The organism is Conyzicola nivalis (assembly GCF_014639655.1).
Classification (GTDB): domain Bacteria; phylum Actinomycetota; class Actinomycetes; order Actinomycetales; family Microbacteriaceae; genus Conyzicola; species Conyzicola nivalis.
Map to the genome: position 1 here is coordinate 2583576 of NZ_BMGB01000001.1, position 13674 is coordinate 2597249.

Annotated in this window: 9 protein-coding genes; 8 read left to right on the forward strand and 1 reads right to left on the reverse strand. The window is 60.2% G+C overall.

All coding sequences use genetic code 11. The features are described 5' to 3' along the window. Positions 1-20: 20 nt before the first annotated feature. From IEV96_RS12920 to IEV96_RS12940, 5 genes are all read left to right on the forward strand, one after another. Complete coding sequence (locus tag IEV96_RS12920) at positions 21-1880, forward strand: polysaccharide biosynthesis protein (protein WP_188510969.1); 1860 nt, start codon at positions 21-23, stop codon at positions 1878-1880. 95 nt (positions 1881-1975) lie between these two features. After that, complete coding sequence (locus IEV96_RS12925) at positions 1976-3835, forward strand: DUF4012 domain-containing protein (protein WP_188510970.1); 1860 nt, start codon at positions 1976-1978, stop codon at positions 3833-3835. A gap of 262 nt (positions 3836-4097) precedes the next feature. Continuing rightward, positions 4098-5918 carry a polysaccharide biosynthesis protein gene (locus tag IEV96_RS12930; RefSeq protein WP_188510971.1) on the forward strand — a complete coding sequence of 607 codons (1821 nt, stop codon included), beginning with the start codon at positions 4098-4100 and terminating at the stop codon, positions 5916-5918. 5 nt (positions 5919-5923) lie between these two features. Beyond that, positions 5924-7936, forward strand: a complete 2013-nt coding sequence (locus IEV96_RS12935) for an NAD-dependent epimerase/dehydratase family protein (protein WP_229733305.1) — start codon at positions 5924-5926, stop codon at positions 7934-7936. Next, positions 7933-9177, forward strand: a complete 1245-nt coding sequence (locus tag IEV96_RS12940) for a glycosyltransferase family 4 protein (RefSeq protein ID WP_188510973.1) — start codon at positions 7933-7935, stop codon at positions 9175-9177. The genes IEV96_RS12935 and IEV96_RS12940 overlap by 4 nt, the downstream gene beginning before the upstream one ends. Positions 9178-9195: 18 nt before the next feature. On the opposite strand, the gene IEV96_RS12945 is transcribed toward IEV96_RS12940, so the two are convergent. Further along, entirely contained in the window at positions 9196-10077 is an 882-nt protein-coding gene (locus IEV96_RS12945; RefSeq protein ID WP_229733408.1) for a dTDP-4-dehydrorhamnose reductase family protein, read from the reverse strand. Between the two features lie 213 nt (positions 10078-10290). On the opposite strand from IEV96_RS12945, the gene IEV96_RS12950 reads away from it, so the two are divergent. The 3 genes from IEV96_RS12950 to IEV96_RS12960 all read left to right on the forward strand — a co-directional run bounded on the left by IEV96_RS12950 (position 10291) and on the right by IEV96_RS12960 (position 13672). After that, positions 10291-11349: a polysaccharide biosynthesis protein gene (locus IEV96_RS12950; RefSeq protein WP_188510975.1), complete on the forward strand. Its 1059-nt coding sequence runs from the start codon at positions 10291-10293 to the stop codon at positions 11347-11349. Positions 11350-11363: 14 nt separating this feature from the next. Next, positions 11364-12494, forward strand: coding sequence for a non-hydrolyzing UDP-N-acetylglucosamine 2-epimerase (gene wecB / locus IEV96_RS12955; RefSeq protein ID WP_188511268.1), 1131 nt, complete (start codon positions 11364-11366; stop codon positions 12492-12494). Between the two features lie 86 nt (positions 12495-12580). Next, positions 12581-13672 carry a glycosyltransferase gene (locus tag IEV96_RS12960; RefSeq protein WP_188510976.1) on the forward strand — a complete coding sequence of 364 codons (1092 nt, stop codon included), beginning with the start codon at positions 12581-12583 and terminating at the stop codon, positions 13670-13672. Positions 13673-13674: the final 2 nt, after the last annotated feature.

Genomic DNA, 13674 nt, shown 5'->3' on the forward strand with positions numbered 1-13674 from the left:
GACCAAGTTTGGCCGCTCAAATGACCCTTTCCTCGTTCGCGCAGACGCAAATTAACAATCTCCGAGCCAGAGGCCCACTGAGCAGGTTCGGCATTCAGTTCTTGATCGACGGCGCGGCTTGGCTATTCGCGCTTACTTTTGCCGTCCTTCTTCGGTATGACTTCGACAGCAGCCAAATTTCGTGGAGTTGGTTCGCGCTGATTGTTGCGGCTACCTTGCTCGTTCAACTCGTCGCAGGTTGGGCGGTCTATCTTTACCGCGGACGCCACCCATATGGCAGCTTCGCGGAGGTGCGATCGCTGCTATACACGGTGCTGATTGCGGCTGTAGTCGTTGGTTTGCCGGTAGTGCTGTTCGGCACCCTCATCCAGGTCCCGCGTAGTGCATTCCTGATAGCGGCGCCTACAGCCTTCGTTCTCATGGGCGGCGTGCGGTACATTAAGCGGCTCATCCTCGAAAGCCTCATAGAGCATGACGCGAAAGCTGAGCCAGCCCTGGTCTACGGTGCCGGGTACCTCGGCTCGACGATCGTTCGTCGCATGCTGACAGACAGAAACTCGCTTTTCATTCCAGTCGGCATCATCGACGATAGCCCCGCCCGGCGTAATAGTTGGTTCGATGGCGTCAGGGTCCTCGGTACAGGTAGGGACATCGAAGCGGTAGCGGCATCGACGGAAGCAAAAGTCCTCGTGGTCGCGATAGCGAAAGCCGACGCAGGGTTTCTGCGCGAGATCAACGACAGGGCGACCGCTGCCGGGCTTCAGGTGAAGGTCTTGCCTCCCCTCGAGGAGATTATCGAGGGCAAGTCTCGTCTACGGGACTTGCGGGATATCTCCATCGAGGACCTCATCGGCCGTCATCCGGTCGACACAAAAATCGAGTCCATAGCGGGCTACCTCAAAGGCAAGCGCGTTCTCGTCACCGGCGCGGGTGGATCAATTGGCTCGGAACTGTGTCGCCAGATCCACAAATTTGCTCCTTCAGAGCTGATCATGCTCGACCACGACGAAACCGGTCTGCAGTCCACTCAGATTTCTATTTTCGGCCACGGTCTGTTGGATACGCCTGATGTGGTCCTCGCGAGTATTCGCGACGCAGACTCGGTATTGGAGATCTTCAAGAACCGCCGGCCAGAGGTCGTTTTCCACGCTGCCGCACTCAAGCATCTCCCCATGCTCGAGCAATTCCCAGATGAGGCCTGGAAGACCAACGTGCTTGGCACGCTGAACGTGCTCGCGGCGGCCCAAGCTGTTGGCGTTACTACCTTCGTGAACATTTCGACGGACAAGGCGGCGAATCCGACAAGCATCTTGGGGCACTCCAAGCGGGTTGCTGAAAAGCTCACCGCCTGGGCGGCAGAGCAGTCAGGCCAGCGCTACCTTTCGGTGCGATTCGGCAATGTCATCGGAAGCCGTGGCTCGATGCTCCCTACTTTTACCTCTCTTATCGAAGCGGGCGGTCCTCTGACAATCACCCACCCCGACGTCACGCGCTATTTCATGACGATTCCCGAAGCATGCCAGCTCGTGGTGCAGGCGGGCGGGATCGGCCGACCCGCCGAGGTTCTGATCCTTGACATGGGGGAACCGGTTCGTATCTTGGATGTCGCCCAGCGCATGATCGATATGTCGGGCCAAGACATCGCGATCGTCTACACGGGTCTTCGACCTGGCGAAAAGCTGCATGAAGAACTCGTTGGCTTGAACGAAACGGACGAGCGACCCGTCCATCCGAAAATCTCACACACGGTAGTTCCTTCCATCGCCCCCGAGAACTTAGACAAGGATCGTTGGATGGAGCGATGCAAGGCCGCAAACGGCCAGCCACCCGTCGAGCCTGCGGGTCGATCAATACCTGATCAGGAAAGCATCTCGCGCTAACCGCTGGCCAACGACTGGCGCGACCGGTTCTTCGCTGAGGGATGGCGCGCCCGGCATTGGGCATTTTAACGGGATGAGCATGCTTTACTATTCGAATGTCCGCCACCGATGAGTTGCGCCCAACCGCGCATCGCCCACCCCGCAAGCGCCTGATTCGCCGTTGGTGGTTCTGGCTCATCGTTGCGGTGTTGCTCATTGTTGTAGCGGCGGGGCTGTACGCGTGGGCCCTGGCTTCGCGCGTTTTCGAAGTAAAGGCTGAACTCGAGAGTGCGCAGTCACTCGCCTCAGACCTGAAGATTCAAGCGTCCGCGTTCGATATGGACGGCGCTATGTCGACTCTTGATGACGTGTCCGCCCATACCAACCGGGCTGTGGAAATAGCCGACGAACCCATCTGGTCGTTCAGCGAGGGGCTCCCAGTAATCGGGAAGAACCTCATCGTTGTGCGACAGCTCGCCGGGGTCACCGACGACCTGATGGTCCAGGTCGCAACTCCCCTGGTCGCGGCGGTGAAGAACGTCGACCCAGCCTCACTGGCAATTACAGACGGGGCCATCGATGTGTCGCCCTTCGTCGGCGCGGTTGATGCAATCGCTGAGGCAGACGCGAACCTCAAGGACACTGCGGCGACGCTGGACGCTATCGACACCGCGGATACGGTCGAACAGGTGTCAGGGGCGAAGACAACGCTGGCTGGCCTCGTTACGAGTGTGGCTCCGTTACTCGAGACGGCGAACAACATCGCCCCGCTTCTGCCTGCCACACTGGGCGTTGACGCGCCCCGTCGGTACGTAGTTATGTTCCAGAACAACGCCGAATCGCGCGCGCTTGGCGGCACCGCCCTGTCATTCGCTGTGATCAGCATCGATAACGGCAAGATCATCTTCGACGAGACGATCCCCGCTGGTTTCAAGAACTTCGTAACGAGTACACCGGTATTACCCCAACCCGACGGCGTCGCCGAGTTGTTCAATGGCGAACTAGGCAACTTCATACCGAATAACACTCTTCGGCCAAGTTTCACGACGGCCGCTCAATTGACGCAGGAAATGTGGAAGCGAGATCAGGGCTACGCCGTCGATGGGGTGGTCTCTGTGGACCCGGTCGCCCTGAGCTACATCCTTCGGGCTACAGGTCCAATTCCTCTCTCAACCGGCGACGTTCTCACAAGCGACTCTCTAGTGCCGCTTCTGCTGAACGGCCTTTACCAGAGGTTCAACACCAAGAACGCTCAGAAGGACAACATCGCACAAGACGTGGTGTACTCAGAGGCGGTGGACGCCACCTTCACGGCACTGACAACAAAGCCGCTGGACCCGACCGCCCTCATTGATGCGCTCACCCAGGGGTGGAACGAGAGCCGCATCATGTATTGGAGTGCACACGAAGATGAGCAGGCTCGCCTCATCAATTTTGGTCTCAACGGTGAGCTGCCGGTAAGCGACGAGAAGACGGAACGCGTAGGGGTCTACTTCGCCGACAATGTGGGTTCAAAGATGAACTACTACCTAAACCAGTCGATCGAGCTGTCGCAGGCTACGTGCCGGGGTGATGGGCTCGAAAGTTACCGGGTGTCCGCCACGCTGACAAACACGATGGATCCGCCTTTCGTGAAGCAGCTCTCAACGTCGATCTTGGGGCAGCAGTACTGGAAGATGGGCCTCGCAAAGGGTGTGCAGCGGTTGGTCGTCATGCTTTACGCGCCCCCCGGCAGCCAAATAGCAAACGTCTCGGTCAACGGAGCACCGTACGCGATGCCCGCTCATCACGACGGTGACTACCCAGTCGGTCGAGTGGTGGTGGACGTGAACCCGGGCGCCGCCGCCAATGTGACCTACGACCTCGTAGCCGGAACCCCTGGGGTGCGAACTCTCGAGGCCAAGTCGACTCCGATGGTCACGCCGACTGCGATCGCTACCGTTCCCCTCGACTGCGCGACGGTGGCCGCCAAGTAAAGCCCGGCCCTCTCTATGCGACTCAGTACCCGCCGTTAGGTCGACGGTGATCCAGCTTTGAGAACGCGGCATCTGAAGCGAACGAGGCATCCATCCCCGATCATATTTCGCGCCGGCTTACAGAAGGAGATAACTTTCGCGAAAAGCTGGTCAGCCCAGTGATGATGGGTGGGGTTTGCCCTGCGCGATCGTGAGCCGTAATCAGTGGCAGAATGAGAGCGTTTGTTTTGGGGCACAGAGTGTCGAATAGTCGAGGTCAAAAATGAGCCTAGCTCAGCTAGCGGTGTCTGCGGTTAATAAGCTTCGATCGCGCAGCACGCTCTCGCGCACGGCGGTTCAGTGCGGAATCGACGCTGCCGCCTGGGTCGGCGCTCTCATGCTCGCTGTGCTGCTGCGTTACGACTTTGAACCTGCGCTCGTTGAGTGGCCCACCCTGATTCTGCTCATGCTCGTCACCGTGCTGGTGCAACTGGCTGCGGGCTGGACGATGCATCTCTACCGTGGGCGCCACCCGTACGGGAGTTTTGCTGAGGTCAAGGCGCTGTTCTACTCGGTGCTGATCGCGGGAATAGTGCTTGGGGTTCCGGTGGCACTCTTCGGAACTCTCATCGAAACGCCGCGGAGCCTATTCCTCATCGCGGCGCCGATAGCCTTTGTCGCGATGGGCGCGGCTCGTTACGTGAAGAGGTTGCTGGTCGAGCGCGCGTTCACGGCTGCACCCGACGCTGAACTCGCCATCGTCTACGGTGCCGGCTACCTAGGGCCGACCATAGTCCGACGCATGATCACCGATCGCAACTCACCGTATATTCCTGTCGGGTTGATCGACGACAGTCCCCAGCGTCGCAACTCTTGGTTTGACGGCGTGCGAGTTCTCGGAACTGGCAAGGACCTCATCGACATCGCGCACGCCACGGGGGCGAAAGTGATTGTCGTTGCTATCGCGAAAGCCGACGCCTCGCTGCTCCGTGAGATTACTGACCGCGCCGCATCCGCTCAACTGCAGGTCAAAGTGCTTCCGCCGTTCGATGAGGTATTGGAAGGGAAGTCCCGTCTTCGTGATCTCCGGGACATTTCAATTGAGGACCTCATTGGACGTCACCCGGTTGACACCGAGATTGAATCGATCGCGGGCTACCTCAAGGGCAAGCGGGTGTTGGTCACGGGCGCTGGCGGATCTATTGGATCAGAACTTTGCCGCCAAATCTCGAAATTCTCGCCCGCTGAGTTGATCATGTTGGACCATGACGAGACGGGCCTGCAGACGACGCAAATCTCGATACTCGGTCACGGTCTGCTCGACACGCCCGACGTAGTGCTCGCGAGCATTCGCAACGAAGAATCCCTTCTCCGCATATTCGCAGACCGCCGACCGGAAGTCGTCTTCCACGCGGCCGCACTAAAGCATCTCCCAATGCTCGAACAGTTTCCCGATGAGGCGTGGCAAACGAATGTTCAAGGAACGCTAAACGTCCTGAAGGCAGCCCTTTCGGTTGGCGTCTCCACCTTCGTCAACATCTCTACGGATAAGGCTGCAAACCCCACGAGCGTTCTCGGACATTCCAAGCGGGTAGCGGAAAAGTTGACGTCTTGGGCTGCGGAGGCCTCTGGACAGCGGTACCTTTCGGTGCGTTTCGGCAATGTCATCGGCAGTCGCGGTTCGATGCTTCCGACCTTCACTGCACTGATCGAAGCTGGCGGGCCGCTGACGATTACTCATCCAGACGTCACTCGTTACTTCATGACAATTCCGGAGGCTTGCCAGTTGGTGGTCCAAGCTGGTGGTATCGGGCGACCCAGCGAGGTGCTGATTCTAGACATGGGTGAGCCGGTACGGATTCTTGACGTTGCGCAGAGAATGATCGACATGTCGGGTCGCGATGTCGCCATCGTCTATACCGGCCTCCGACCTGGGGAAAAACTTCATGAGGAACTGATCGGGTCACACGAAGTCGACGAACGGCCGGTGCATCCAAAGATCTCTCACACAAAGGTCAAGGCGGTCAGTCCTGACAACTTGGACAAGACTCGCTGGGAGGAGCGCTGCCGTCTGGAAAGCGCGACCGGAGTGAAGACAGCGTGATCGGCGTGGGTGTCGCCGCCGCGGTTCTAGCCCTTGTAGTCAGCCTGGTCGCTCCGTTCGTCGTCATCCCGTGGCTGCGACGCGTCGGTGCGGTGGACACGCCATCCGATCGGTCTCTCCATACCGAACCGGCTGTGCGCGGGGTCGGCTTTGCCCCGCTTCTCGCCGTCATGGCTGGTTTTGTAACTGTCATCATCAGCGTGCTGACGGCCGAAGGCGACGTCTCGCCGTACGTCGTCGCCGCAAGCATCGCTATAGTGGCCGGCTTGCTGGGCGCCGCCGAAGATATCCGTGGTCTCAGCATCCGAGTTCGAGCCGGGTCGCAGTTTGGTCTGGGCGTGGTCGGTGGTGCAGCAGCGATCGCCCTCACAGGAGCGCCGTGGTGGCTTCTTCCCGTGTTCGCGGTCGGGATCGCCGGGTACATTAATGTGGCAAATTTCATGGACGGCGTGAACGGGATCTCGAGTCTCCACGGACTAGCCGTCGGTGGACTCTTTGTCGTCGTTGGGCAAATGACCGGCACTACGTGGCTTGCCGTTACGGGTGCTGTGATCGCGGTCTCATTTCTTGGCTTCTTGCCGTGGAACATACTCCGCCCCGGGACGTTCCTGGGCGATGTGGGCAGCTACCTACTCGGCGGCGTTATATCGATCTCGGCGGTCGTTGCGGTGGCTGAAGGGCTAAATCCCGTCGCGGTCGTGGCGCCAATGGCTATATATCTCGCGGACACTAGTTTCACGCTCACGCAGCGAATCAGGCGAGGAGAGCGGTGGACCGAGTCTCACCGCAGCCACGTTTTTCAGCGGTTGGTCACCCTGGGTCTTAGCCACCTACAGTCGGCGCTCATAGTCACCGCGGCTACCGTACTCGCGGCATTGCTGGGGCTTATCGCGCTCCGCGGGGACATCGCTGCGGTCGCCTTGTCCGTTTCGGGGATCTTCGCGGTTATCGCTGTCTATCTAACGCTGCCCGTTTGGGTCGGCCGACGTTCATCCGCCGCCCATGAAGACACATCGACCCTGCTGGCCACGCCCCACCCCCGTGTCGACATCGAGCCCCGCCCCGCTTCGCATCGCTGGGCGGTCCTCGGAGCGTCCGGGTTCATTGGAGGGGCTCTAGTCGCCGAACTCACGTCCAACGGGTTCGAGGTTGTCGAGCTGGCTGCACCGCGCATGTCGCTCGATTCACACACGTCTGCAGACGACGTGGTCGCGCAGGCCGCGATGCGCGATGACGCAGTCGAAGCACTTGCGCGCAGCATCGGAGGGGTGGACATCGTCGTCAACGCCGCCGGCCTGGCGGTACCCGACTCGGGCGACTCGCCATCACTTTATGGTGCGAACAGCCTTCTTCCGCTTGTCGTCGCACAAGCGGCGGCCATGGCAGGTGTGCATCGGGTGGTCCACCTCAGTTCGGCTGCCGTCCAAGGCCGACGTGCGGTACTCGACGAATCGTCCGAGACAGCCCCGTTTTCGCCGTACTCTCGGTCGAAGGCGCTCGGCGAGGCTGCCCTGCTGAGCTACGACGGCGCGAGTGATGGTGGCCTAGAGATCGTCATTGTGCGCGCGACGTCCGTGCAAGGTGTCACCCGATCGACGACTCAACAACTCAAGAAACTGGCGCGCTCGCCCTTAGCCTCTATTGCGAGCCCGGGCGATCTCCCCACGGTCGTCAGCTCGGTTCGAGGTCTCGTCTCCTTCATCCTCAAGGTCGCGACGCATCCCGCCCCCGTGCCCGTTATCGTCCTCCAGCCCTGGGAGGGGCTGACTACCGCGGATACCTTGCGGCTCGCCGGCGGGAAGAACCCCGTCGCGCTTCCCGCCGTCCTATGCCGCGCTCTCATCGGCGGAGGTTACTTGGCCGCGAAAGTTTTGCCACCGATCGCTGGACCCGTCCGCCGTGTCGAGCTGATGTGGTTCGGGCAGGCGCAGAACGCGCAGTGGGCGGCCTCGGTCGGAATGCAGCAAACGTCGTTCGTCGCAGACGTCCTGCGCGGCGAGAAGGAAGCTAACGCATGAAGATCGGCATGCTATCCCAGTGGTTCGACCCGGAACCAGGACCGGCGGCCATCCCCGCCGTCTTCGCGCGCGAGTTCGTGGCGCAAGGGCATGAAGTCTCCGTGCTCACTGGCTTCCCCAACTACCCGAGCGGCGAGATCTACGCCGGGTACAAGCAACAGCTGAGGTCGAAGTCATTCGTAGACGGGTTCGCTGTTACGCGCGTGCCACTGTATGCGAATCACGACAGTTCGGCGCGCAGACGGCTAGCTAACTACGCGAGCTTCGCGCTTTCCGCAACCACACTCGGCGCAGGAGCATTGCGCGGGACAGACGCCATCTGGGTCTACAACTCGCCTGTCACAGTCGCATTGCCCTTGCTGGCGCATTCGAGGTTCGGCAAGACTCCCTATTTCCTCCAAGTGCAGGATCTCTGGCCCGATTCGCTCATCGATAGCGGTATGTTCCCTGGCGGAGCTGTGGGCCGTGTCGGCGCTGCAGTCATTGACAAAATCGTAAGAGTGATGGAAAACCGCTCCGTCGTTATCGGAGTCAGTTCGCCTGGGGCGCGGCGATTGATTTTGGAGCGCAATTCCCGCCTGGATCCGGCAAGAATCGTTGATTCGCCAAACCCGACCGACGAGGCACTATTCCGCCCAGTTTCCGAGATCAATCCGTCAGCAGTTCCCGAAGTGCCGTGGGCAAACTACTTCACGCTCATGTACGTCGGCGCGGTAGGGGACGTGCAGGGCCTGGACAGCTTGGTGGATGCCGCGACGATCCTGCGGGGCGAACGACACATCCGCGTCGTGGTGGTCGGGGACGGAATCGCGCGCCAGAGGCTGGAAAGCCTTTGCGTCGCTCGCGGACTCGATAACGTCACGTTCGTGGGACGAGTCGACAAGTCACTGGTACCCGGATACACCGCCACGGCAGATGTCCAGCTGGTGTCCTTGGCCGACCGACCGTTCCTCCGTTCGACTACGCCCAGCAAGATCGCTTCGCTCCTTGCATCGCGTGTACCCATAATCGGTCAGATCTCCGGCGACGGTGCCGACCTGATTAGAAAGTCGGGAGCGGGGTTAATCGCCTCCCCCGGTGACGCGGACGCTCTCGCCCGAGCGATATCGACTATGGCACAAGCGGCCGGGTCAGAGCTCGAGGCGTACGCCGCAAACGGGCGCAAATACTATGAAGAGCATCTCGCGGCAGGCGTTGTCGCGGCCAATGTAGTCGAGGCCTTGTCAGCGGCAATGTCCTGACGCCGAGCCGGCATGTACCTAGGGCGCCATCCGTCTGACCAGATCTTCGACTGTCGGCGCCGTAGCAAAACCTGCCGCGCGCCAGAGACTCTCGTTCAATGCCTGATCTGTGGTCGCGAGGGAGCGATCCACGGGCCTTCCTGTGACAGTGGGAACTACGGTGACGTCGTCGCGGCCAAACGTCGAAAGGATGAGCGATGAAAGGTCACTCTTGTTCATCGAGGATGACGGCACGAAGTGATGAGTCCCTGACAGCTCGCTCTTGGTCGCCACCAACCCGATCGCCAAGTCAGCGAATGTTTCGGTGGTTACACCGTTCCATTCGTGGTCCAAGAATCCACGGATCTCGCCGTTTGCGGGCTGGGAGAGTAGCCACTCAACGAGGGAAGTCGCTCCCGACACTTCGCGTCCGATTATGGAACAGCGCACGTTGAGAAAGAGGGGATGAGGCACTTCGCCGAGGCTCTTCGTTTTGCCATAAACATCGAGAGGGTCGTGGGGGGAGTCCTCGGTATACCGGCCTGTGGTGCCTGCGTAGACACAATCCGTGGCGATCTGGATGACGCGAAAACCCTGACTTTCCGCAAGCTCGGCGAGTTCGTAGGGAAAGGCCGAGTTGACGCGAATCGCTTCACGCCGGTCGGCTGGGTTGGCATCGTCCATACGGTGCTTGATGAGGCCGATGCAGTTGATGACGTAGTCGCCTTCGCCGAATCCGGAGAGCACGTCGGCGAGGTTAGGGTCGCCGACAGCGAATGTAACGAAGCGCACGCCCGGCGTCGGCTTTTCAGGCAAGCGACGCGCGGTAACCGTGGTCGAAAATTCGGGACGACCAGCGAGCCGGTCGACAAGCGCACTACCCAGCATTCCCGCGCCGCCCAGGATCAAAACATTAGTCATCACCACCCAAGAATACCGACTGGCAGGCCCGGCCGCTGGCTGTGTTCAGGACGCATCGTGCATTCTGTGAAATAATCACGGGTGATCGCGCTTTGGCGCGTACAAGCCCCCCGTAGCTGTCCGTGTGCAATCTGCGCAGGAGGCACTGGGGACACGCCCACGCTAACGAGCTGTCAGGCGTGCTGGCGCAACGAGAGATTTGGAAACGTAACGATGGAAGCCGACTACGCCGACAAGAGAATTCTCATCACCGGAGGTACGGGATCTTTCGGCCAGACAGTCACCGAGGCCTTGCTCGAAAGGGGCGCGGCCGAAGTTCGCGTGCTCAGCCGTGACGAAGCCAAGCAGGACGCTATGCGCCACCAATTCGGCGACTCGCGGCTGCGCCTCTATATCGGTGACGTCCGCGACTATCTCAGCGTCGAGCGCGCGACCCGAGGGGTGGACTATGTATTCCACGCAGCGGCACTGAAACAAGTGCCATCCGGTGAGTTCTTCCCGATGGAGGCGGTTCGAACGAATATCCTCGGCACCGAGAACGTAATACGCGCGAGCGAAGACCACGGCGTGAAGTCACTCGTCTGCCTCAGCACGGACAAAGCCGTCTACCCCATCAATGCCATGGGGATGAGCAAGGCAATGATGGAGAAAGTCGCGCAGTCGCATGGGCTGAACAACCCCACCGCTTCAACCATCGTCTCGTGCGTGCGCTACGGGAACGTAATGTACTCGCGCGGCTCCGTCATTCCCCACTTCATCCGTCAACTTCGCGACGGCAACCCGCTCACTGTGACGGACCCGACGATGACTCGTTTCATGATGTCCTTGGCCGACTCGGTCAAACTCGTTGAGCACGCGTTCGTGAACGCCAAGCAGGGGGATCTGTTCATTCGCAAGGCACCGTCCTGCACCATCGGCGACCTCGCGACGGCGTTGTGCAACCTGTACGGAATAACGCCAGACGTCAGAGTCATCGGTACTCGTCACGCGGAAAAGCTTTCCGAAAGCCTGGCAACGGGTGCGGAGCTCGCGCGATCTGACGATATGGGCGACTACTACCGAATCAACCCCGATAGCCGCGACCTGAACTATGCGCCGTACTTCGAAGAGGGTGTAGAAGGTATCAGCGCCTTCGAAGACTACGATTCCCACACGACCGAGCGACTCACCATCGAGGGAGTCGAAGAACTCTTGCTCAGCATTCCGCAGCTACGGTCCGACTTGGAGAAGTGGACGAAAGACGGCAACAACTCCGCTCGGGTCCACGTCTGATGGCGCGATCCAAGATGAAGGTCGTGACGATCGTTGGAACGCGTCCGGAAATCATCCGATTGGCGCCCACTATCAAAGCGCTTGATCGGGTCGCTGATCATGTTCTCGTCCACACCGGTCAGAATTACGACTACGAACTAAACGAGATCTTTTTCCGCGACCTCGATCTGCGTGCACCGGACCACTTCCTGGGGGCGGACACGTCGACCCTGGGATCCGTGCTCGGTTCGGTTCTCGTCAAAACCGAGCAGGTCCTGCTTGAGGAGAAGCCTGACGCTCTCGTCATCCTGGGCGACACGAACAGTTCTATCTCGGCGCTGATTTCCAAGCGAATGAAAATCCCCGTCTATCACATGGAAGCGGGCAACCGGTCGTTTGACGAAAACGTGCCTGAGGAGATCAACAGGCGGCTTGTAGACCATGTGTCCGACTACAACCTCGTCTACACGGAACACGCGCGTCGCAATTTGCTCGCCGAAGGAATTCACCCTTCTCGCATTCTCCTTACCGGATCGCCGATGAGAGAAGTTCTCGACGCGAGCGCAGACGCTATCTCACGGAGCGACGTGCTCGAGCGCGAAGGCCTGACACCAGGCGCCTACTTCATGGTGAGTCTGCATCGCGAGGAGAACGTAGATAGCGCGGAGCGCTTGTCGATGGTTCTGGGCGCGCTCAACGAACTGCGGGAGACGTACGACGTACCAATTCTGATCTCCACTCATCCGCGCACGCGCAAGCGCCTCGACGCCCAGCCCGACCATCTCAAATCTGGCCTCCGGTGGTCGCCGCCGTTCGGGTTCAACGACTACATCGCCCTTCAATCGTCCGCCAAGCTCGTTTTGTCTGACAGCGGCACCATTAGCGAGGAAGCGGCACTGCTGGGTTTCCCTGCCGTCACACTCCGCGACGCGATCGAACGCCCAGAAGCGATCGAAACAGGCGGAATCGTTACCGCCGGAGTCGAGACCTCGTCGATTCTCGATTCCGTAGACATCGTTTTGCAGCAATTCGCCGCTCATGGGGCCCCGATTGCCCCTCAGGAGTACCTCATCTCCGACACATCTCGGCGCGTGGTCAACTTCATTCGGTCGACAGTCGCAACCCATCACGAGCGCGCCGGGATTCGTCGGGCATCCACCTCGTGAAGGTCCTCCTGTATGCCGACTTTCGGAGCCCCCACTCCCGTGGATGGCGTCAGGGCCTAGTCGCCGCTGGCATCGAGGTCCTCGCGGTGAGTAGCGAACCCGTAAACGGGTATGACGCGGTCAATCCGGTGGACTGGCTGAGCAAGCGGCGGCAGGACTTCCTCGATACGTCTGCGTCGACGGAGCCGACCGGGCTGCGCCTCTTCCTCAAGAAGGCCAGTAACTCGCAGATGGCTCATACGGTCATGAACCTCGGAAGGTTGCGTTCGAGGCGCAAACAGCTTTCTTCGATTATCGAAGGCTTCCAGCCTGACATAATCCACGCTCTCCGTATCCCATACGAGGGATTGACGGTTCTCGGTCTTCGCACCAATGTCCCGAGAATCGTATCCACGTGGGGGTCGGACTTCGTTCCGATGGCTTCTACCGATGTGCTGCTTTCCGCGTGGATGAAGCGGCTTTTGAAAAGGGCTTCCGGGTTCCAGTCGGACTCCAGGCAAGACATCGAACGCGCCGCCGGATACGGGCTGTCAACAACCGCTCCTCGCTTTTACTCGGCCGGCAACTTCGGGGTAGACAACGACCTGTTCTTCGTCGATGCCGAGCGCCCATCGGGAGTCGTCGTCTACCCCCGCAAAGCAAAGGCGAACGCCAACTACGCGGGTTTCGTTGAGGCCGCGGTGCAACTGTCAAAGCGGCGGGACCTTCGGTTCGTGGCCGTGGGACTCTTGCCCGTGCGGGAACAGTTCGTCGCGCAGTACGGCGAAACCGCGTTGGAATCCATAACGATGACCGCAGACCTCACCCGTGACGAGATGGCAGCGCTGATGCGCAGTGCTGAGGTTGTGGTCTCGCCGACCTTCTGGGATGGAACGCCAGTCACCGTTCTCGAAGCTATTGCCAGCGGCGCACAGGTAATCGCCGGAGAATTGCCCGAGTTGCGCACCCTCAAGGAAGACGGAATGCCGATCGAACTCATCGACGCCAGCAGTACGCACGCAATCGCCGATGCTATCTCCGCTGCACTCGATCTCGACCAGCAGGTCGCGACGGCAGCTCGCCTGCCGGACCAGTTCAACCGCGAGGCGAACCGGGTGCGCGTGGTCGAGTTCTACGACGAGGTGCTTGCCGCCGACGGCAACCGACGCGCCGGGTCGTCGGTAGACCGATCGGCGTAGTG